At 70.3% G+C, this 21,509-nt stretch carries 10 protein-coding genes; 6 read left to right on the top strand and 4 right to left on the bottom strand.

Annotated elements, in window-relative coordinates; translation table 11 throughout:
- Nucleotides 1–5: 5 nt before the first annotated feature.
- The 4 genes from AC6CID_RS03620 to phoH2 all read left to right on the top strand — a co-directional run bounded on the left by AC6CID_RS03620 (nt 6) and on the right by phoH2 (nt 16,227).
- Nucleotides 6–12,233, top strand: a complete 12,228-nt coding sequence (locus AC6CID_RS03620) for an amino acid adenylation domain-containing protein (RefSeq protein ID WP_498353586.1) — start codon at nt 6–8, stop codon at nt 12,231–12,233.
- Nucleotides 12,230–13,273 carry an ABC transporter substrate-binding protein gene (locus AC6CID_RS03615; RefSeq protein ID WP_006553897.1) on the top strand — a complete coding sequence of 348 codons (1,044 nt, stop codon included), beginning with the start codon at nt 12,230–12,232 and terminating at the stop codon, nt 13,271–13,273. The genes AC6CID_RS03620 and AC6CID_RS03615 overlap by 4 nt, the downstream gene beginning before the upstream one ends.
- A gap of 10 nt (nt 13,274–13,283) precedes the next feature.
- Nucleotides 13,284–14,537, top strand: coding sequence for an enterobactin transporter EntS (entS, locus tag AC6CID_RS03610; protein WP_498353585.1), 1,254 nt, complete (start codon nt 13,284–13,286; stop codon nt 14,535–14,537).
- Between the two features lie 325 nt (nt 14,538–14,862).
- Complete coding sequence (gene phoH2 / locus AC6CID_RS03605; protein ID WP_024103276.1) at nt 14,863–16,227, top strand: RNA 5'-3' helicase PhoH2; 1,365 nt, start codon at nt 14,863–14,865, stop codon at nt 16,225–16,227.
- 54 nt (nt 16,228–16,281) lie between these two features.
- Here the strand turns inward: phoH2 and AC6CID_RS03600 are convergent, their stop codons facing one another.
- Both AC6CID_RS03600 and AC6CID_RS03595 read right to left on the bottom strand, forming a co-directional pair.
- The gene (locus AC6CID_RS03600; protein ID WP_120281767.1) at nt 16,282–16,710 is read right to left on the bottom strand and encodes a carboxymuconolactone decarboxylase family protein; all 429 of its coding nucleotides are present in this window, start codon (nt 16,708–16,710) and stop codon (nt 16,282–16,284) included.
- Between the two features lie 91 nt (nt 16,711–16,801).
- The gene (locus AC6CID_RS03595) at nt 16,802–17,224 is read right to left on the bottom strand and encodes a limonene-1,2-epoxide hydrolase family protein (RefSeq protein WP_019288723.1); all 423 of its coding nucleotides are present in this window, start codon (nt 17,222–17,224) and stop codon (nt 16,802–16,804) included.
- A 160-nt stretch (nt 17,225–17,384) separates the two neighbouring features.
- On the opposite strand from AC6CID_RS03595, the gene AC6CID_RS03590 reads away from it, so the two are divergent.
- Nucleotides 17,385–17,975, top strand: coding sequence for an LGFP repeat-containing protein (locus AC6CID_RS03590; protein WP_232238033.1), 591 nt, complete (start codon nt 17,385–17,387; stop codon nt 17,973–17,975).
- 125 nt (nt 17,976–18,100) lie between these two features.
- Here the strand turns inward: AC6CID_RS03590 and AC6CID_RS03585 are convergent, their stop codons facing one another.
- Nucleotides 18,101–19,516, bottom strand: a complete 1,416-nt coding sequence (locus tag AC6CID_RS03585; RefSeq protein WP_006553903.1) for a class II fumarate hydratase — start codon at nt 19,514–19,516, stop codon at nt 18,101–18,103.
- 164 nt (nt 19,517–19,680) lie between these two features.
- Entirely contained in the window at nt 19,681–20,715 is a 1,035-nt protein-coding gene (gene glpX, locus AC6CID_RS03580) for a class II fructose-bisphosphatase (protein WP_006553904.1), read from the bottom strand.
- Between the two features lie 183 nt (nt 20,716–20,898).
- On the opposite strand from glpX, the gene AC6CID_RS03575 reads away from it, so the two are divergent.
- Nucleotides 20,899–21,468: a DUF4245 domain-containing protein gene (locus tag AC6CID_RS03575; protein WP_024103281.1), complete on the top strand. Its 570-nt coding sequence runs from the start codon at nt 20,899–20,901 to the stop codon at nt 21,466–21,468.
- Nucleotides 21,469–21,509: the final 41 nt, after the last annotated feature.

The following is a 21,509-nucleotide window of genomic DNA, read 5'->3' as shown; positions in this document are numbered from 1 at the left end:
ATTCGATGCAGTCGGTGTATTCCGTCACGCGCGCGCAGCGGACCATCTATTTCGGTCATCAGCTCGACGCCACCGGGCACCTCTACAACACCGGCATGTACACCGAGACCATCGGTGACGACATCGACATCGACCGGATGATCACGGCGATCCACTCGGTCCTCGACGCCGCCGAGACCCTGCACGTCAACTTCGACGTCGACGCCGACGGCAATGTCGTCCAGATCCGGCGCGCGACCCGCGAGTGGGACCTGCCGGTCATCGACTTCCGCGGCGAGGACGACCCGGCCGCGGCGTCCGACCGCTGGATGCGCGCCACGATGAACGAACCGCAAGATCTAGCCCGCGACCTGCTGTTCCGATTCGCCATCCACCGCCTCTCCGACGACACCGTACGGCTGTACCAGCAGTACCACCACATAGTGAATGACGGCTACGGCATCAGTCTCGCGACCACCGCGATGACCAGGGCGTACGTCGAGGGCAAGGGTCCCGACCGCGCCACGGAGTGGACCCTGGAACGGTACGTGCGCGTCGACGAGGAGTACGTCGCGAGCGAACAACGCGAACTCGACCGCCGCTACTGGCTCGACGAACTCGCCGACCTCCCGCAGGTGACGCGCCTGCTCGGCTCTGGTCGCCTGTCGAGCCCCGGAGAACTCGTCGCCTGGTCGCACATCGACGCCGACGGACGCGGCCGGCTCGAGCGGTACGCCAAGGCCCACGGCACCCGGCCCGCCACCGTGCTCATCGCCCTCCTCGGCGCCTATCTGGCCCGGGCCACCCGCCGCCGTGACGTGGTGATCAGCCTGCCCACGACCGCGCGCGGCACCCGCGAACTGCGCACCGTGCCCGCGATGGTCGCCAGCGTCCTGCCCCTGCGCTTCGACGTTCCCGACGACGCGCGCCTGGCCGACGTCGCCGAGGTGATCGACGGCAAACTGCTCGGCCTGCTCAAACACGGCCGGTACCGCGGTGAGGATCTCGGTCGCGAACTCGCCGAGATCGACCCGGACTGGCGGCCCCCGACCGTCGGCGTGAACATCATGCCCGCAGCTGCCTCGCGGTACTCGGTCGGGCGGGAATCGCAGGCGCACATGCTGTCCTCCGGGCCGGTCGGCGAACTGGAATTCATCCTCGTGCTCGAGAAGGCCGGGCACCCGATCGAGATCGGACTGCGCGGTCATGCCGACGACGCACCGCTCGCGCAGCGCTGCGCCGCCGATCTCGACGACTTCCTCGCCGCGATCCTCGACGACCTCGACGCGCCGCTCGGCACCTTCGACGTCGCCCCGGCGCCGGCCCTCGGCGACAGCTCCGAGGCCGACCACGAGGACACCGCCGCCGGACCGCTCGCGCTGCTGCCGGCCACCGCGCGACGCCGCGACGCCGGACTCTCCGTGGACGCCGACCTGCGCGAATACCGCGTCCCGGCTCCGGAGGATCTCACCGACGACGCCGTGCTCGCCGCGGTCGCCGCCGTGGTCGAGCACCACCCGGCGCTGCGGACGACCCTCACCGCACCGGCCCCGGTGCTGTGGCTGCTGTCGGTGAACGACACCGCCGCCGTCGACGTCCGGACCCTCGTCGCGAACGCCGCCCTGCCGGTGGGAACCGCGACCGCCGACCTGCCCCTGCGCCCCGACGCCACCGCCGGCCGGGTCCTGACCGCGGTGCGGCTCACCGCTGCGGACGAGAGCGCCGGGGAACTGGTCTTCCTCGCCCCCGCCGGGCTCGTCGACGAGACGTCCTGGTCGATCGTCACCGCCGACCTGCACCGTGCCCTGCGCGCCGCCCGGCGCGGCACGCAGATCGTGCTGCCGCCCGTGCCCACCTCGCCCGCGACCCACGCCCGCGTCTTCACCGAGCAGGCCGCCTCCCCGCAGCGACTCGCCGAGCTTCCCGACTGGATGACCACCGTCGCACCCGGTGCCGAGTTCGCCGCAGCGGTGGCCACCGGCCGCACACGGACGCCTGTGACCCTCACCCTGACCGACGACGAATTCTCCATGGCGACCACCGCAGTGGCCGGTCTCGTCTCGGGCGTCTCGACCGATGTGTGGACCGCGGTGACCGCAGCCGCGGTCGCGAACACCCGCGAGAGCGGCGACGGTGAACTGCTCGTCGACATCGTCCGCGACGGCCGCATCGCACTGGCCCCCGACGCCGACCTCACCCGCACCGTCGGCGCGCTCGACTGGACGACGCCGGTGCGGATGGCGCTCGCCACCGATCCGCTCGACGCCCTGCGCACCGCGAAGGAACGCCTGCGCGCAGCCCCCGACCGGGGCATCGGCTGGCCGATGCTGCGTTACGCCAACGTCCAGGCCGGACCGGCCCTCGCGCCGCTCGGACAGCCGCAGGTGCTCGTGCGGAGCGGCGGAGACCGCATCGGCAACTACCTGCTCGATATCCACGTCGAACGGGGAACCGGCGGCGCCACGGTGCATCTCACCGCCGACGAGGCGCTCGACCCCGATCTCGTGGCCGGGCTCGCCGAGGCATGGCGCGCGGCATTCGACGATCTCCTCGGCCGCGCCGACGCAGCTTTGGGGCGGACCTCCCTCACTCCGTCCGATCTCGGGCACGTCACGCTCACGCAGACCGAGATCGACCGCGTCGCACGGATCGCGCCCGTGCGGATCGAGGACATCTGGCCGCTGTCGCCGCTGCAGCGCGGCCTGTACTTCCAGTCGGTCTTCGACTCGTCGAAGGACATCTACACCGCCCAGTTCTCGCTCGACTTCGGCCACCGCCTCGACGTCGAGCGCCTGCGCCGCGCCGCCGCACGTCTGATCGCCGAGAACCCCACCGTGCGTGCCGGTTTCACCGACGACGGTCTGGCCGATCCGGTGCAGTTCATCGGCGCGGCGGATCTCGAGGTGCCGTTCACCGAGGTCGACCTCACCGACCTCGACCCCGCCGAGCAGCAGGCCCGCGCCGAGAAACTCATCGAGGAGGATCGGCTGCAGCCGTTCGACCTCGCGTCCCCGCCGCTGTGGCGCATGCTGCTGCTGCACCTCGACGGCATCGACCGTCTCGTCGTCAACCGCGAATTCATCCTGTGGGACGGCTGGTCCGGTGCGCTGTTCGTCGACGAACTGCTCGCCCGCTACGCCGGTGACGAAATCGCGTCGCCCGAAGCGGGTTTCACCGACTACCTGCAGTGGCTCGCCGCCCGCGACCGCGCCGCCGCCGAGCAGGCCTGGCGCGACGAGTTCGCCGGTTTCGACAAGCCCACGCTGCTCGCCGGATCCACCCGCGACCGCGCCGCCATCGTGCCGCTGCGCATCGAGTCGTACATCGACGAGACGCTCACCGCGACACTGCGCGATCGGGCCCGCAGCACGGGCGTCACCCTCAACGCGTTGATGAACGCCGTCGTCGGCCTGCTGCTCGCCGCCGAATCCGGCAGCACCGACGTCGTGTTCGGCTCCACCGTCGCCGGGCGGCCCACCGAGATCGTCGGACTCGACCGCGTGGTCGGCATGTTCCTCAACACCGTCCCGGTGCGGGTGCGCCTGTCCGGCGCCGAGACCGTCGCGGACCTGCTGCGCCGCATGCAGGACGAGTACGCCGACCGCATGGAGTTCGAGTATCTCGGACTCGGCGACATCCTCCGCGCCGTCGGTCATTCCGAACTGTTCGACACCCTGTTCGTACTGCAGAACTTCAAGGACGCCGACGAGATGGCCCGGCAGTCCGCGCGGCACGACATCCTCGCCGAGGACAGCCTCGACCACACGCACTATCCCCTCGCGATCGTCGTGTCGCCGGGGCGGACCATGCACGTCAAGATCGACTACCGGCCCGACGTCGTCGACGGTGCGCGTGCCCGGGCCCTGCACGACCGCTTCGTGGCGCTGCTCGACTTCGTCGCCCGCGGAGTCGATCTGCCGGTCGCGTCCGTGCCCGCACTGACGGCCGCCGAACACACCGTCACCGACGCCCGGCTGCGCGCCGAGATCCCCGAGGTCGAGGACGTCACCGTCGCCGAGATGCTCATCGCCCGCGCCGCGACCGACGCCGACCGCATCGCCCTCGTCTCCGGTGAACAGAGCAGCACCTACGGCGAACTCGCCGGCCGCGTCGAAGCGCTCGCCCGCACCCTCATCGCCGGGGGAGCGGGACCCGAGACCATCGTGTGCCTCGGTCTGCCCCGCAGCATCGACACCGTCGTCGCGCTCTTCGCGATCCTGCGCACCGGTGCCGCCTACCTGCCGCTCGAACTCGACCAGCCCGACGAGCGTCTGCGCACCGTCATCGACGACGCGCTGCCGGCGCTGTTCCTCACCACGACCGCGGTGCAGAACCGTCTCGGCCTGCCCGCCGACCGCAGCATCCGCCTGGACGAGCCCCTCGCCGCGAGTACCGCGCCGTTGACCGACGCCGAACTCGGTGCCTTCGCCCCGGGTCGCCCGGGCCGGCTCGAGCACCCCGCCTACGTCATCTACACCTCGGGGTCCACCGGCAAGCCGAAGGGCGTGGTCACCCCCTATCGGGGCCTGACCAACATGCAGCGCAACCACCAGGACGAGATCTTCGATCCGGTGGTCTCGTCGGTGGACGGACGCCGGATGCGGGTCGCGCACACCGTGTCGTTCGCTTTCGACATGTCGTGGGAGGAACTGCTCTGGCTCGTCGAGGGCCACGAGGTGCACGTCTGCGACGAGGACCTGCGTCGCGACGCCACCGCGCTCGTCGAGTACTGCAACACCCACGCCATCGACGTCGTCAACGTCACCCCCACCTACGCGACGCAGCTGATCGCGGACGGCATGCTCGACGAGGGTCCGGGGCAGCACCGCCCGCCGCTCGTTCTGCTCGGCGGTGAGGCCGTGTCGGATTCGGTGTGGACGCGCCTGCGCGAGACCGATGGCACCCTCGGGTACAACCTGTACGGCCCCACCGAGTACACCATCAACACCCTCGGTGGCGGCACCGACGACAGCGCGACCCCCACGGTCGGCGTCCCCATCCGCGCGACCCGCGCCTACATCCTCGATCCGTGGCTGCGCCCCGTCGTCGACGGTGTCGTCGGCGAGTTGTACATCGCGGGTGTGGGTCTCGCGCGCGGCTATCTGAACCGTTTCGGGCTCACCTCCGACCGCTTCGTCGCCGATCCATGGTCGGCCGGTGGGCGCATGTACCGCACCGGCGACCTCATGCGCCGCCGCACCGACGGCAACCTCGACTATCTCGGCCGCGTCGACGACCAGGTCAAGATCCGCGGTTACCGCGTCGAACTGCACGAGATCGCGGCTGTGCTCGAGGAGCACCCCGCGGTCGGTACCGCGGCGGTGATCGCCGTCGACGACCCGCTCGTGCCCGGCACGAAACGACTTGCTGCCTACGCCGTTCCGGTCGGTGACGGTGACCCGTCCGACCTGTCGTCGCGGCTCGTCGCCCACCTGCGCGCCCAGTTGCCCGACTACATGGTCCCGGCCGGGGTACAGCTCATCGATTCCGTGCCGATGACCGTCAACGGCAAGCTCGACACCCGCGCCCTGCCCGAACCGCAGGCCGCCACGGGCCTCGGTGGACGCGCCCCGCGCACCGAGACCGAGAAGGTCCTGTGCGAGGTCTTCGCCGGCGTCCTCGGGGTCGACGAGGTCGGCGCCGACGACGACTTCTTCGAACTCGGCGGGCACTCGATGATCGCCATGCGGATCGTCGGCCGCATCCGCTCCGAACTCGGTGTGGACGTCACCATCCGCGACCTGTTCGAGGCTCGCAGCGTCGAGGAACTCGCCCGCCGCATCCCCGGCGCCGCAGCGGCGCTCCCGCCGATCACCGCGCGGACGCGCCCCGACCGGGTGCCGCTGTCGGCCGCCCAGGAACGCCTGTGGCTGCTCCAGCAGTTGCAGGACGATAGCCTCGCCTACCACTACGCGCACGTCGCCCGCCTCGACGGCGCGGTGGACGCCGATGCCCTCGTCGCGGCGGTCGCCGACGTCGTGGAACGTCATGAGAGCCTGCGCACCGTCGTCGATTCCGAGGACGGCACGCCCTACCAGCGGATCCTGGACACGCCCGAGGCCGTACGCTTCGAACTGCACGAGACAGAGTCCGAGGATGCCGTCCGGGCGCTGCTCACCGAGCGGCTCACCGCGTCGTTCGATCTGCACACCGACCCGCCGCTGCGCGTGGTGCTGGTGCGCGTCGCGCCCGACCGGCACGTCCTCGCAGTGGTGCTGCACCACATCGCGACCGACGAATGGTCGGATGCGCCGCTGCTCGGCGACCTCACCCGCGCCTACCAAGCCCGGTCGGCCGGCGCGACACCCGAATGGTCTCCGCTGCCCGTCCAGTACGCCGACTACACGCTGTGGCAGCGCGAACTGATCGAGGCCGGCCGGATCGACACCCAGATCGACTACTGGACCGACACTCTCGCGCAATTGCCCGACGAGATCGTCCTGCCCACCGACCGGCCCCGCCCCGCGCGGCCGACCGGAGCGGCGGGCAACACCACCGCGACGGTCCCCGCCGACATCGCCGCCCGCCTGCGCGCCGTCGCGGATGCCCGCGGCGGCACGATGTTCATGGCGCTGCACGCGGCCGTCGCGGCACTGCTCTCCCGGCTCGGCGCGGGCGACGACATCGTCGTCGGCACCCCCGTCTCGGGCCGTTCCGACACCGCACTCGACGAACTCGTCGGTTTCTTCGTCAACACCCTGGTGCTGCGCACCGATCTGTCCGGCGAGCCCACCTTCGCCGAACTCCTCGACCGGGTGCGCGAGACCGATCTCGCGGCGATGGCGCACCAGGAGGTGCCCTTCCAGCAGCTCGTCGAGCGACTCGCACCGCCGCGCGTCGAGGGACGGAACCCGCTGTTCCAGGTGATGATGAGCTACCTGCAGCGCCCCGCGCAGCTGCCCGACCTGCTCGGTGTGCCCACCCGCTGGGAACCGCTGAGCAACGTCCGCGCCAAGTTCGACCTCAACCTCACCTTCGTCGACGCCCCGGACACCGGCGAGGTCGCCGTATCGGTCGAGTACGCGACCGACCTGTTCGACGCCACCATGGCCGACACGCTTCTCGCCGCGCTGCTCACTCTGCTCGATCAGGTCGCGAGCGCACCCGCGGCCCGGATCGGCGACGTCGCGATCCTCGACGCCGACGAGGCCGCGGGACAACTCGCCGTCGGCACCGGCGAGCGCGTCGACTTCGCTCTCGCCCCGCTGAGCGAGGTGCTCGCCCGCAGCGCCGCCGAGCACGCCGAACGGCCGGCTCTCGTCGCGGCCGACCACACCCTCACCCATGCCGCCCTCGACGCCGCCTCGAACCGCCTCGCCCGCGAACTCGTCGCGCTCGGCGCCGGTCCGGGTGCGATCGTCGCGGTCGCGGTGCCCCGCTCCGTGGGGCAGGTCGTCGCGATCCACGCCGTCGTGAAGTCCGGTGCGGCCTACCAGCCGATCGACACCACGCTGCCCGAAACGCGCATCGAGTACCTGCTCGGCGATGCGCATCCGCGAGTCGTGCTGACGCGCAGCGACATCGAACTGCCCGGCGAGCATCCGCGACTCGACCTCGACGACACCGAGGTGCGTGCCCGTATCGACGCCCGCAGCCCGGAGTCGGTCACCGACACCGACCGGATCGCGCCGCTCACCCTCGACCACCCGCTCTACGTCATCTACACCTCGGGGTCGACGGGTCTGCCCAAGGGCGTCGCCGTGTCGCACCGCGCCGTGGCGAACCGGCTCGAATGGGTGCGCCGCGAACTGCCCGCCTCGCCCGACGACCGGGTGCTGCTGCGCACACCCGCGACCTTCGACGTGTCGGTGTGGGAGTTGTTCGCGCCGTTCGTCGACGGTGCGAGCGTCGTCGTCGGCGGACCCGACGCGCACCGCGATCCCGTCGAATCGGCGACCCTGCTGCGCGACGGGAACATCACCGTCGCCCACTTCGTGCCGTCGATGCTCGAGGAGACCCTCGCCGTGCCCGCCACCGCGGACGCCGCGAGCCTGCGCCGCATCGTGTGCAGCGGTGAAGCACTGTCGCCGCGCACCGTCGCACGCGCGGCGACGGTGCTCCCGCAGGTGAAGGTCCACAACCTGTACGGCCCGACCGAAGCCGCGGTGGAGGTGACCCTCGACGCCGACCCGGGTGCCCGGATCGGTTCGCCTACCCGCGGTTCCGTCATCGGGCGGCCGGGCGCGAACGTGTGCCTGTACGTGCTCGACCGGTATCTGCGCCCCGTGCCGGCCGGCACCCCCGGTGAGCTGTACATCGGGGGAGTACAGGTTGCGCAGGGCTACCTGCGGCGCCCGGCGCTCACCGCCCAGCGGTTCGTCGCCGACCCCTACGGCGATCCCGGCGACCGGCTCTACCGAACCGGCGACCTCGCACGCTGGGACGCCCACGGCGACCTCGAATATCTCGGCCGCGGCGACGACCAGATCAAGCTGCGCGGTCTGCGCATCGAACTCGGCGAACTCGAGGCGGCTCTCGATGCCGTCGACGGTGTCGCCCGTGCTGTGGCCGCGATCAAACCCCGTCCCGCAGGCGATTCGGTGCTCGTCGGATATATCGTTCCCGCAGCGGAAGTCGCGGTGGATCCGGTGGCGGTCCGTGACGCACTCGTCGGACGTGTGCCCGACTATCTGCTGCCCGCACGGGTTCTCGTGATCGACGCGGTCCCGACGACCTTCAACGGCAAACTCGATCGCGGTGCCCTTCCGGCACCGGAGTTCGACACCGGATCCGGACGGCAGCCGCGTACCGAACTCGAGGCGACGATCGCGACTCTGTTCGCCGACGCGCTGGGACTCGACGAGGTCGGTATCGACGTCGACTTCTTCGCACTCGGTGGGCATTCCCTCGCTGCGATCCGGCTCGTGAACGCGATCCGTTCGGAGCTCGGCGCGGATCTGGCCCTGCGCACGGTCTTCGACGCCCCGACGGTGGAGTCGCTCGCGCAGCGGTGCGCGGCCGCCGGGCAGGCGTCGCCGCGACCCGCGCTGGTGGCGGCCGACCCGCGACCTGCGATGGTGCCGCTGTCGTACGCGCAGCAACGCCTCTGGATTCTCGACCAGCTCGGGGCCCGCGGCGGCGTGTACAACGTGCCTGTCACGTGGCGGGTGCACGGGCGCGTCGACGTCCCGGCACTCGAAGCGGCCGTGCGCGACGTCGTCCTGCGTCACGAGTCGCTGCGCACGGTCTTCCCGAGCGCGGACGGACAGGCCTACCAGCAGGTGCTCGCGCCGGACGAGGTCCGCGTGGTCGTCGACCACCGCTCGGTCGCCGCGGCCGATGTCCACGATGCGCTGGCCGAGGCGATCGATCACCGCTTCGATCTGTCGGCCGAACTGCCGGTGCGGCTGTCGGTCCTCGACGCCGGGGACGGCACCGTGGTGGCGCTGGTGATTCACCACATCGCCGTCGACGAGTGGTCGACCAAGGCGCTGCTCACCGATCTGGCGACCGCCTACGCGCTGCGGGAGGTGGGGCAGGCACCGGAGTGGATGCAGCCCGCCGTGCAGTACGCCGACTTCACGCTGTGGCAGCGCGACCTGCTCGGCGACCCGGCGGATGCGGAGTCGCTCGCCGCGCGTCAGCGCGCCTACTGGCGCGACGCCCTCGCCGGCCTGCCCGAGGAACTGCCGCTGCCGACCGACCGGACCCGTCCGGCCCGCACCTCCTATCGCGGTGGCGCGGTGCCATTCGCGCTCGACGCGGAGGTCGTGCGCGCACTGCGGGAACTCGCACGCGCACACGACGTCTCGATGTTCATGGTCGTGCAGGCCGCCGTCGCGGTGCTGCTCGCCGCCTACGGCGGCGGCGAGGACATCCCCCTCGGCACCCCGGTCTCCGGACGCGGCGACGCGCAACTCGAGGATCTCGTCGGTTTCTTCCTCAACACCCTCGTGCTGCGCACCGACCTGTCCGGCGACCCCACCGTCGCCGAACTGCTCGACCGGATCCGCCGCACCGACCTCCAGGCGTTCGACCACCAGGACCTGCCCTTCGAGCAGGTCGTCGACGCGGTGCTCGGCTCCGACCGATCCGTCTCGCGCGCCCTGCACCCGCTGTTCCAGGTGATGATCGTCTATCTCGTCGAACCCGATCCGCGCAGTGCGGGTGGGCTCACGGCGGGTGTCACCCCCGAACCGCACCCGATGGAGACCTCGAAGTTCGACCTGTCGTTCGACCTCGTCGAGTATGTGGGCACCGACACCCTCGTCGGCGTCGTCGAGTACAGCTCCGACCTGTACGACCGCGGCACCGTCGAACGTCTCGTCGCCGGACTCGACCGGGTGCTGCGCACGCTGGCCGGGGGAGAGGCGCACCGGCGCCTGTCCGCGATCGACGTCCTGCCGGCCGACGAACGCGCCCGGCTCGAACAGTGGCGGGCCACACCGGCACCGGTCGCCGAAGCCGTCACCGTCGCGGACCTGTTCGACGACGCGGTCGCCCGTCACCCGCACGAGACCGCGCTCGTGGCAGTCGATCTCGAATGGAGTTTCGCCGACCTCGCGTCCCTGGTCCGCCGGTGGGCGCGACTGCTCGTCGACCACGGTGTCGCTCCCGAGACCCGCGTGGCGCTCGTGCTGCCCCGCACGGCCGACACGATCGCGGCGATGCTCGCGGTGCTCGTCTCCGGCGGTGCCTACGTCGCGCTCGAACCGCGCACTCCCACCGAGCGTCTCGCGACGATCCTCGGCACCGCGGAGCCGGCCGTCGTGCTCACCACCCGAGAACTCGCGTCGTCGCTGCCCGCGGTGGACGCGCCGGTGCTCGCGCTCGACGACGAGACGCTCGCGGCGCGGGTCGCCGGCTACGACGACGCCCCGCTGACCGACGCCGACCGGCTCGCACCGCTGCGCGCCGACCACCCGGCCTACGTCGTGTACACCTCCGGCTCCACCGGCACACCCAAGGCGGTCCTCGCCCTGCACCGCGGCCTGACCGCGCTGTTCCACAGCCACCGCGCCGACCTCTACGCGCCGACGCAGGCACGGACCGGACGCGACCGGCTCCGGGTCGGCCACGCGTGGTCGTTCGCCTTCGACGCGTCCTGGCAACCGCAGCTGTGGCTCTTCGACGGGCACGCGGTGCACGTCGTCGACGAGAAGGTCCAGCGCGATCCGGCCGAGATGGTCCGCGTCGCCCACGAATCCCGCTGGGACTTCGTCGAGGTCACCCCGTCGCACCTCGCGCAGCTGCTCGATCACGGACTCGCGGACGACGGACGGTGCCCGGCCTCGCTCGGCTTCGGCGGCGAGGCGGTCTCCCAACCGATGTGGGACCGGTTGCGCGGGCTGGACGGCGTGAGCGCCTACAACCTCTACGGGCCGAGCGAGAGCACCGTCGACGCGCTCGTCGCACGGGCTTCGGACGCCGAGGCGCCCGTTGCGGGCCGACCGGTCGCCGGCACCCGGGCCTACATCGTCGACCGGTGGATGCGTCCCGCGCCGATCGGTGTGGAGGGCGAGCTCTACCTCGCCGGTCGTGGACTGGCCCGCGGCTATCTCGCCGACCCGGGTCGCACCGCCGACCGTTTCGTCGCGGACACGATCGATCCGGAATTCCCCGGAGACCGCATGTACCGCACGGGTGACCGGGCCCTGTGGACGCCCGACGGACACATCCGCTACCGCGGACGCGGCGACGACCAGGTCAAGATCCGCGGATACCGGATCGAACCGGCCGAGATCGAGACCGTGCTCTCGTCGCGACCGGACGTCGCGACCGCAGTGGTGCTCGCCCGCACCGATCTCGGTGCGACGGCACGTCTCGTCGCCTACGTCGTCCCGGCCGCCGGGCACACCCTCGACGCCGAGACGCTGCGACGCGCGGTCGCGCGGGTGCTGCCCGACTACATGGTGCCGTCGGCGACGGTCGTGCTCGACGCCCTGCCCACGCTCGCCAACGGCAAGATCGACCGCGCAGCGCTGCCGCGACCGGAACTCGCCCCGCGAACGCACCGGGCACCGTCCGCACCGGCCGAAGAGCTGCTGTGCGCCCTCGCCTCCGAGGTCACCGGCGTCGAGCAGGTCGGCGTCGACGACGATCTGCTCGAACTCGGATGCGACAGCATCTCGGTGATGCGGATCCTCGGCGGACTGCGGGCGGCCGGATACGTGATCGACGCCGAGTCGATCTTCACCGCCGGGTCGATCGGCGAACTCGCCGCGACCCTCCGCGAGGACGAGATCCTCGGCGCCGGGAACGGACACCCGGACGACGGACCTACGAAGTGTTCTACAGCAGAGGAGAATCGATGAGGATCCACAAGCGACTGCGCCGGATCGGCGTCGCCCTCGCCGCCACCGCCATGCTGGTCGGTGTCACGGCGTGCGGCTCGGACACCGACAGCGGCAGCTCGTCCGGCAGCGCGACGGCGGCGAACGGCGAGTTCCCGGTCACCGTCTCCGGCAAGTTCGGCGACACGACCGTCGAGTCGGCCCCGACCCGCGCCCTGCCGCTGTCGCCGCAGGACGCCGACATCCTGCTGTCGTTGGGCGTCACCCCGCTCGCGCTCCCCGTCGATGCCCAGAACCTCGCGGCGACCGGCGGCACCGGCGTGTGGCCGTGGGAGGCCGAAGCACTCGGCGCCGACGTCCCGCCGCTGCTGAACATGGACGGCGGTGCCACGGTGATCGCCGAGCAGATCGCCGCGCTGCAGCCCGACATCATCGTCTCCACCGGCTTCTGGGGACTCGAACAGAACACCTACGACCAGCTCGCCGAACAGTTCCCCGTCGTCCACTTCGACTACCGCGCCAACGGTGAGCCGTGGCAGGACTCCACCCGCAAGATCGCCTCGGCCCTCGGCATCCCCGAGAAGGCCGAGGAGGTCATCGAGCAGGCCGAGGTCGATCTCGACGCCGCCAAGGAGCAGTACCCCGCACTCGAGGGCGCGACCTACAACGCGATCATCGGCGACACCGGTGGCCAGCTGTCGGTGCTCGCCGCCGACGACCGCGGCATCGGGCAGTTCCTGAACTCGCTCGGCCTCGAGCTCAGCGAGTACGCGAACACACTGCAGGTCGATGCGGACGGACGCGGTGTGCTGTCCTACGAGGAGATCTCGCAGCTCGACGCCGACCTGCTCGTGGTCGTCTCGCCCACCGGCGATCTCGGATACCTGACCAAGTTCGAGGCGTGGAACCGTCTTCCGGCCGTCGAGCGCGGCGCGGTCGTCTCGCTCGCCCGCAACACCGGCATGCCGAACGCCGTGGGCTTCCCGTCGGCGTTGTCGCTGAAGTGGGCCACCGACGAGATCGCTCCGATGCTCGCCGACGCCGCCGCGAAGTCCGAGTGACGGCCCGCCAATGAGCAACGGCGCCCTCTTCGATCTGCGGCCGCTGCGCGAGAGCGCGGCCTTCCGCCGGATCTTCATCGCTCGCACCATCTCGATCTTCGGTATCGGGATGCTCATGGTCGGCGTACCGATCCAGGTCTACGACCTGACCGGATCGTCGCCGATGGTGGGTCTGGTCTCCGCGCTCGAAGGGGGCGCTGCGATCGGCGGCATGCTGCTCGGCGGCATGCTCGCCGACCGCTACAACCGCAAGTTCCTGATCCTGTTCGCCCGCACCGTCTCCGGTCTCACCTTCGTCGGACTGGCCGTCAACGCCGGTCTGTCGTCGCCCTCGGTGCCGGCGATCATCGCCCTGACGGTCGTCAACGGCCTGATCGGGTCGATCAGCATCGCGGCTCTGCTGGCAGTCGTGCCCACGCTCGTCCCCAAGGACCAGCTCGTCGCCGTCGGTGCGCTCAACGTGCTCAGCGCCCGCGCGGGAGCCGTCCTGTCCCCGGCGCTCGGCGGACTCGTGATCGCGACGTTCTCGGTGGCGTGGAACTACTGGGTGGCCGCGATCGGCACCGCCGTGACCGTCACCCTGCTCTCGGGCCTGCCGGCGCTGAACCCACCGACGGCGGACGCCGGGCACGACGCCGACGCACCCGCGGAGACGGTGACCGGCTTCCTGCGCCGCGAACGCGTCGTCGGCGGGGTGATGATCGCCGGCGTCGTCGCGATGCTCGGCGGCGGTGTGCTCGTGCTCGTGCCGGCCTTTGCCGACGCGCGTTTCGAGGGCAATGCGGTCGCCATCGGCGTCATGTACGCGGCGATCGCGCTCGGCGCCGCCGCGGCCACGGTCACCAGTGGATGGCTCGGCCGTTCGGTGCGGCCCGGCCGCGTGCTGCTCACCGCCCTGGTCCTCGGATTCGTCGTCCAGGCACTGGTCGGCTTCACGTCCGTCCTGGCGCTCACCGTCGTGCTGCTCGTGATCGTCGGTGTGTTCGGGGCCGTGCAGGAGGTGCTGCGCTACTCGCTGATCCAGACGCACACGCCGCACACGCTGCTGGGCCGGGTGAACGGTCTGTGGTCCGCCCAGGAGGTCGCGGGCATGTCGGTCGGTGCGCTCGTCGCGGGTCTGTTCGGCGGCATCTTCGACGCCCCGGGCGCGGTCGTCTGGTACAGCGCCGCGATGGCCGTCCTCGCGCTGCTCGTGACCCTGGTGCTGCGACGACTGCGCGGCGCGACGGTGGAACCGAGCGCGCATCCGGTGACGGTCGAGTGACCGTACGCCGCGCGATCCACGGGTTCGCGTTCCTGACGCAGCGGAGCCGACCGTGTTTGCTGGGGTTCAGGGGTACTTATGAGGTGTCGTTAACGCGATCTTCACCGACACGCTTCCTCCGCCATCGAGCGAATCGCCCGTATCGGGGTTAGCGTCGGGGGTGTAGGCGGCGCAGGTGCCGTCTACACGGGAGGTCCCTGATCGTGTGGCTGACACAGTCCGAGCGAGGGGGCCGGCACCGGGCCTCCGTGGTCGTGACGACACCGGGGACCCACCGGCCCACCGAATACGTCCGGGCGGTGCCGTCCGGGCCGAGGAGCCCCACGTGAACGCAACACGCTCCGTCCCCACCCGCTCCGGCCACGCCTCCGGTACCGCCGCTGCGAAAGAATCCGCTGTACGCACCTACGTGCTGGACACTTCAGTGTTGCTCTCCGACCCTTGGGCGGTCACCAGGTTCGCCGAGCACGAAGTCGTCCTTCCGCTGGTCGTGATCGGCGAACTCGAAGGGAAACGGCACCACCACGAACTCGGCTGGTTCGCTCGCGAATCGCTGCGCCTGCTCGACGACCTGCGGCAGCGGCACGGACGCCTCGACCAGCCCATCCCTATCGGGGACGAGGGTGGCACCCTCCACGTGGAGCTCAATCACACCGACCCCATGGTCCTGCCCGCGGGATTCCGCACCGACACCAACGACTCCCGCATCCTCGCGTGCGCCCTGAACCTGGCCACCGAGGGACGCGACGTGGTGCTCGTCAGCAAGGACATCCCGTTGCGCGTCAAGGCCGGTGCCGTCGGCCTCGACGCCGACGAGTACCACGCCCAGGACGTGGTGATCTCGGGATGGACGGGCATGACCGAACTCGAGGTCGACCGGACCCTCATCGACGAGATGTTCACCGAGGGCATCGTCGACATCGACGATGCGCGGGATCTGCCGTGCCACACGGGGATCAGGCTTCTCGGTGGCTCCTCCAGCGCGCTCGGCCGGGTCACCGCCGACAAGCGGGTGCAGCTCGTCCGCGGCGACCGGGAGGCGTTCGGACTGCACGGGCGCTCCGCCGAACAGCGCGTCGCCCTCGACCTGCTGCTCGACGAATCCGTCGGCATCGTCTCCCTCGGCGGCAAGGCCGGAACCGGAAAGTCCGCGCTGGCACTGACGGCGGGACTCGAGGCCGTCCTGGAAAGACGAACCCACCGCAAGGTGGTGGTCTTCCGGCCGCTCTACGCGGTGGGTGGGCAGGAACTCGGCTACCTGCCGGGTACCGAGGCCGAGAAGATGAATCCGTGGGGGCAGGCGGTCTTCGACACCCTCGAAGGACTCGCCAGCCCGGCGGTGCTCGAGGAGGTGCTCAGTCGCGGAATGCTGGAAGTGCTGCCGCTCACGCACATTCGCGGCCGGTCGCTGCACGATTCGTTCGTCGTCGTCGACGAGGCACAGTCGCTCGAACGCAACGTGCTGCTCACCGTCCTGTCGCGGCTCGGTGCGGGATCGCGCGTCGTGCTCACCCACGACGTCGCCCAGCGCGACAACCTGCGTGTCGGCCGGCACGACGGTGTCGCGGCGGTCATCGAGAAGCTCAAGGGACATCCGCTGTTCGCGCACGTGACGCTCACCCGCAGTGAGCGGTCGCCGATCGCGGCGCTGGTGACGGAGATGCTCGAGGAGTTCGCTCCGGGCGCCTGACGCCCGAGCACGTCGATGCGGCGCGTCCGGCATCCGCCGGGCGCGCCGTCGTTGTCAGGCCTCGTCGGAGGCGTCGGTGTCCTCGGAGAGGGGGCCGAGTTCGGCCTCGAGCACTTCCTGGACCACGCGCATCGCAGCGAGTCCGGCGGGGGCGCCGCAGTACGCCGAGCAGTGGATGACGGATTCGACGATCTCTGTGCGGCCGAGCCCGTTGCGCAGGGCTCCACGGACGTGTCCGCGCAGCTCGTTCTCGGCGCGCAGCGCGATGAGCATGCCGAGGTTGAGCAGGCTGCGGCTGCGCCGGTCCAGGCCGGGACGCGACCACACGGCACCCCAGGCGTGCTCGGTCACGAACTCCTGCATCGCCTCGGAGTCGGTGCCACGGGAACGCTCGAACGCCCGCTCGACGAAGTCGTCACCCATCACTTCGCGCCGGATCTCCAGACCCGTCGTGAATCCCGGAGTGTGCTCGGCGTCGGACATGTCATCGCTCCCTGCTGATCCGTCGCCGAACGGTTCGGCGACGAACGGATTCTATGCGGGCGCCCTCAGGGGAGCGGTGGGGTGAGGATCGTCAGGAGCGACGCAGCACGGCGCGCAGGACGCCCACGACGGTTCCGCGGAGGAAGGTGAGGACGTCGAAGTGGTCGTCCCACAAGGCGATCCGCCCGTCGCGCAGTTCGAAGGTGCCGCACACCCAGAACTCGATGCGCACCGGCCCGAAGCGCAGGATGTCGGTGCGTTCGGTGAGCACGATGTCGCCCTCGGCTGCGATGTGGTGGACGACGACGCCGAAGCCTACCGACGGTCGCGCGAGACCGGCAAGGATCTTCCGGACCCGGGCGCCGCCGCGGACGGTGGGGAGCCAGGTGTTGTGCCACGCGATGTCGTCGGTGATCAGAGAGGCGGCGCGGTCGATGTCCTCGGCGGCCGTTGCCTCCAGGAAATCGGTCACCGTGGCGACGGCGTCGTGCGCGGTGACGGTCTGTGTGCTCATCGTTCTCCTCGGCGTCGGCTGCGTCGCATGGTAACGGCAGGAGACCTGGGGTGGGGCGGATTGGTGCACGGCACGGAATCACCGGAAACCGGGTTGTGTCGCCGAGGAGTCGGGCACCCTGAACTCAGGTACCCGTCCTCTCAGTGACAGGAGCGAACCGATGAATCGAATTCCCCGACGCAGAGCAGCGTTGGTGGCGGCCGCAGCGGCGATCGGACTGGTGGTCGCCGGTTGCAGCGACGACCAATCCGCGGAGGACACGGTGGGCAGCGCGACCAGCGCGGTCCAATCCGCCGCGGAGAGCGTGGCATCCGGGGCGGAGAGCGCCGTCGAATCGATCACGCAGGGCGACGATTCGCCCGAGGCCGACGAGCCCGCGGCGGATCGGTCCAGTGCGGTGCCGGGACCGGACGGCGAGCAGGTCGAACTCAGCGGGCCGATCCTGCAGAAGTACGCCGAGGTCGGCGGTGCGTCCAGCCCGCTCGGCGCCGCGACCGGCCAGCAGGAGGAAGTCGGCGACGGTTACGTCGCGGAGTTCGAGGGCGGCATCATCGCGTGGAGCCCCGACACCGATTCCCACATCGTGTGGGGTGAGATCCGCACGGCCTGGGAGGCCGCGGGTGGTGCCGGTGGCGACCTGGGCTTCCCGATCACCGACGAGGAACAGACCCCCGACGGTGCGCGAAGCAACTTCCAGTTCGGTTACATCACGTGGGCGCCCGGCGCCGGGACCGAGGTGGTCCAGGAGTGAGGTGACTCCCGGCTCGCTGAGCCCTCGCTATCCGCTCACGTTTTCGCCATCCGCTACAGCAATTGCTGTAGCGGATGGCGAAATTCGTAGCGGATGCAGGCGGGGGCCGGCCGGGACCCTGCGGGTCAGGACTTCTCGTCCACCCGCGTCATCGCCAGGACGTCGAGGCGGCGGTCCAGTTCCTCCTCGCTCAGGCGGTCGCCGACGAGGCCGCGGTCCACGACGGTCTGACGGATCGTCTTCTTCTCCTTCAGCGCCTCCTTGGCGACGGCGGCCGCCTCCTCGTATCCGATCGCGGAGTTGAGGGGAGTGACGATCGACGGCGACGACTCCGCCAGTGTGCGCAGATGTTCGACGTTCGCGACCAGCCCGGTGATGCAGCGATCGGCGAACAGTCGGGAGACGTTGGCGAGCAAACGAATCGACTCGAGGACGTTGCGGGCCATCACCGGGATGTAGACGTTGAGTTCGAACGCCCCGGCCGCGCCGCTCCACGCCACAGTGGTGTCGTTGCCCACCACCTGTGCGGCGACCTGCGTAACCGCTTCGGGAAGAACGGGATTGACCTTGCCCGGCATGATCGAACTACCGGGCTGCAGATCGGGGAGCTGGATCTCGGCCAGACCCGTGAGCGGACCGGACCCCATCCAGCGGATGTCGTTGGCGATCTTCGTCAGCGACACGGCGACGGTGCGCAGCGCCCCGGACACCTCGACCAGAGCGTCACGCGCGGCCTGAGCCTCGAAACTGTTGCGGGCCCCCTGCAACTCGTCGAGCCCCGTGGTCTCGACGAGCACGGCCACGACACGCGCCCCGAAATCCGCCGGTGCGTTGAGGCCCGTGCCCACCGCGGTACCGCCGATCGGCAGTTCGCCGAGGCGGGGGAGGGTCGCGCGGAGACGTTCGATCCCGGCCTCGATCTGGCGGGCGTAACCACCGAACTCCTGGCCCAGGGTCACCGGGACCGCATCCATCAGGTGCGTACGACCCGACTTGACGACCGTGCGCCACTCCTTCGCCTTCTCGGCGAGGGCACCGTGCAGGTGCTCGAGGGCGGGGATCAGATCCTTCACCGTCGCCTCGGTCGCGGCGACATGCGTCGCGGTGGGGAAAGTGTCGTTCGACGACTGCGACATGTTGACGTCGTCGTTGGGGTGGACCGTGACGCCGGCCTTCGCGGCGAGCGACGCGATGACCTCGTTGGTGTTCATGTTCGAGCTCGTGCCCGAACCGGTCTGGAAGACGTCGATCGGGAACTGGTCGTCGTACTCACCCGCGGCGATGGCATCGGCGGCCGCGACGATCGCGTCGGCCTTGTCGGGGTCGAGCAGACCCAGGTCCTTGTTCACCCGGGCGCAGGCGCTCTTGAGCAGACCCAGCGCGCGGATCTGTGCGCGTTCGAGTCCACGGCCCGAGATCGGGAAGTTCTCCACGGCGCGCTGCGTCTGGGCGCGCCACAAGGCGTCGACCGGAACCTGGACCTCGCCCATCGTGTCGCGTTCGATACGGAACTGCTGAGAAGACTGTTCGGTGTCGGTCATGTCCTCCACGTTATGCCGCCGGAACGAACGAGGAGGGGCACTGCACCAGAACTCGGTGCAGTGCCCCTCCTCGGAAGGATCGGTGACGATCAGGGCAGTGATGATCAGGGCAGTGATGATCAGGGCAGTGATGATCAGGGCAGTGATGATCAGGGCAGTGATGATCAGGGCATGGGCGGCGGGGAGCCGGCGACACCGTGGAAGTCGATGGACGAGAACTCGCTGAGCTTCTGCAGGCGGTGGTACGCCTCGATCATGCGGACCGTGCCCGACTTGCTGCGCATCACGATCGACTGCGTCTCCGCGCCCCCGGCGGAGTAGCGGACGCCGCGGAGCAGCTCACCGTCGGTGACGCCGGTCGCGCAGAAGAAGATGTTCTCGCCGGTGACGAGATCGGTGGTGGTGAGGACACGGTCGAGATCGTGTCCGGCGTCGATCGCCTTCTGGCGCTCGGCGTCGTCCTTCGGTGCCAGGCGACCCTGCAGCGCACCACCCATACAGCGCATGGCGGCCGCGGCGATGATGCCCTCGGGGGTACCGCCGATGCCGAGCAGCATGTCGACACCCGAACCCGGACGTGCAGCGGCAATCGCGCCGGCGACGTCGCCGTCGGAGATCAGACGGATGCGGGCACCCGCCTCGCGCACCTCCCTGATGATCTGCGCGTGGCGCGGACGGTCGAGGATCGTCACGGTCAGGTCGGCGTGCGCGATGTTCTTCGCCTTCGCGACACGGCGGATGTTCTCCGCGATCGGGGCGGTGATGTCGATGACGTCGGCGGCCTCGGGACCGACGGCGATCTTCTCCATGTAGAACACGGCGGACGGATCGAACATCGCGCCCCGCTCGGCCACGGCGAGCACCGCGATCGCGCCGGGAGCGCCCTTCGACATGAGGGTCGTGCCGTCGATGGGGTCGACCGCGACGTCGCACAGCGGACCGTCGCCGTTGCCGACCTCCTCGCCGTTGTACAGCATGGGCGCTTCGTCCTTCTCGCCCTCACCGATCACGACGACACCCTGCATCGACACGGAGCTGACCATGTGCCGCATCGCGTCGACGGCGGCGCCGTCGCCACCTTCCTTGTCGCCGCGTCCGACCCACCGGCCGGCCGCCATCGCCGCGGCCTCGGTGACGCGGACCAGTTCGAGCGCGAGGTTGCGGTCCGGAGCTTCGCGGCGTGGGGTGCTGGCCGTCATGGGCTACTGCCTCCTGGAGACTTTTCGGTCGACGCGGGTTGCGCCGGCAGAGGGAGCGGGCGCCGAGGGCGCCCGCACGATCCGTGTGTGTCGCGTGGCTATTGTCTCATCACGGCCGATGGTGTGGGCTGTCGGACCCGCCCGGCCTGAGCCTGCCCGTTTCGTAGCTGTCAGACTGGACGGGTGGCATCCAAGAAACCTCGCATCCTGCAAGACGGTCGAGATATGGCGTGGTCGCTGATCCCGCTGCTCGTGCTGATCCTCTTCATCGCGGCGATCGCCAGCCAGTGCGAGTTCAAGCCCGGCGGACCCACGGCGGGTCCCGTGCCGAGCTTCGACATCGATGCCGGCCTGAAGTACGACGCGGCGGAACTCGGATTCCCGATCCGCCACCCCGAGGTGCCCGAGGACTGGCAGCCCAACTCCGGTAGCCGCAGCATCGTTTCCGGTAACCAGGGCGGCGATTCGAGCACCGTCGGTTTCATCACTCCTGCAGGTCGCTACGTGCGCTTCACCCAATCGGATGCCGGTGAGGACGAACTGGTGCGATTCGTCGCCGGAGGTGCCCGCACCGCCACCGACACCAGGTCCGTCGAGGGCCACGACTGGGTGGTCTACGGCGGCGAGGGCGTCGAAGCGCTCTGGGTGTCGGACTTCGGCGACGTGCGCATCCTGATCGGTGGCTCCGGCGACGAGGCCGAGTTCACGACCCTGGCCACCGCCGCGGGCAGGGCCGAGCCCCTCGAACCCTGATCCGGGTCGGAGCGACCGAGCCCTGATCGTGAGCTCGGTCG

It is taken from the genome of Rhodococcus sp. GQ147, assembly GCF_059759155.1.
Note: the sequence above shows the minus strand (reverse complement) of the source record. Positions and strands in the feature narration are given on the sequence as shown.

Excerpts from the sequence above, each read along its gene's own strand:
- AC6CID_RS03620 (WP_498353586.1), top strand. The coding sequence starts at position 6 with ATGCAGTCGGTGTATTCCGTCACGCGCGCGCAGCGGACCATCTATTTC.
- AC6CID_RS03615 (WP_006553897.1), top strand. The coding sequence starts at position 12,230 with ATGAGGATCCACAAGCGACTGCGCCGGATCGGCGTCGCCCTCGCCGCC.
- entS (WP_498353585.1), top strand. The coding sequence starts at position 13,284 with ATGAGCAACGGCGCCCTCTTCGATCTGCGGCCGCTGCGCGAGAGCGCG.
- AC6CID_RS03600 (WP_120281767.1), bottom strand. The coding sequence starts at position 16,710 with ATGTCCGACGCCGAGCACACTCCGGGATTCACGACGGGTCTGGAGATC.
- AC6CID_RS03595 (WP_019288723.1), bottom strand. The coding sequence starts at position 17,224 with ATGAGCACACAGACCGTCACCGCGCACGACGCCGTCGCCACGGTGACC.
- AC6CID_RS03590 (WP_232238033.1), top strand. The coding sequence starts at position 17,385 with ATGAATCGAATTCCCCGACGCAGAGCAGCGTTGGTGGCGGCCGCAGCG.
- AC6CID_RS03585 (WP_006553903.1), bottom strand. The coding sequence starts at position 19,516 with ATGACCGACACCGAACAGTCTTCTCAGCAGTTCCGTATCGAACGCGAC.
- glpX (WP_006553904.1), bottom strand. The coding sequence starts at position 20,715 with ATGACGGCCAGCACCCCACGCCGCGAAGCTCCGGACCGCAACCTCGCG.